The 654-nt window shown below is 70.2% G+C and carries 1 protein-coding gene; it reads right to left on the bottom strand.

Going from position 1 to position 654, the window contains the following annotated elements:
• Positions 1-616, bottom strand: a 616-nt coding sequence (locus ACFO60_RS40810) for a ketoacyl-synthetase C-terminal extension domain-containing protein (protein WP_380852922.1), incomplete at its 3' end; no start/stop codon positions are given.
• Between the last annotated feature and the right edge of the window lie 38 nt (positions 617-654).

Genomic DNA, 654 nt, shown 5'->3' with positions numbered 1-654 from the left:
CGCACTCCGCCATCCGGCTCGCGAACACCGGCGACGACTCCAGCAACTCAGCGGCCATCCCCACCCACTGCGTCCCCTGCCCGGGAAAAACGAACACCACATCACCCGAACCACCGGACGACGCGACGCCCTTCACCACATCGGGTGCGTCGCCACCCGCGGCGAAGTCGGCCAACGCGGCGAGAAGCCCGGCGCGGTCCCGGGCGACCACGACGGCGCGGTTCTCGAACAGCCCACGACGCGTCAACGAGTACCCGACGTCCGTGATCGGGGTTTCCGGCCGCTCCACCAGGAAGTCGTGCACACGTCCCGCCTGTGCACGCAGTGCTCCCCCGCCGCGTGCCGACAGCACGAGCGGAACCACCACGTCGGGGTCCGCGCCGGGCGCGGCCGCATCCTGCCGGGGCCCTTCCTCGATGATCACATGTGCGTTGGTGCCACTGATGCCGAACGACGACACACCCGCCCGCCGCGGCCGCCCCGTCTCGGGCCAGTCCTGTTCCCCGGTCAGCAGTTCCACCGCGCCGGCCGACCAGTCCACGTGCGAACTGGGCTCGTCCACATGCAACGTCCTGGGCAACCGGCCATGCCGAAGCGCCATCACCATCTTGATCACACCGGCCACACCCGCCGCCGCCTGCGTATGACCGATGT

The sequence above is a fragment of the Sphaerisporangium dianthi genome, assembly GCF_042654065.1.
Taxonomy (GTDB): Bacteria; Actinomycetota; Actinomycetes; order Streptosporangiales; family Streptosporangiaceae; genus Sphaerisporangium; species Sphaerisporangium dianthi.
Note: the sequence above shows the minus strand (reverse complement) of the source record. Positions and strands in the feature narration are given on the sequence as shown.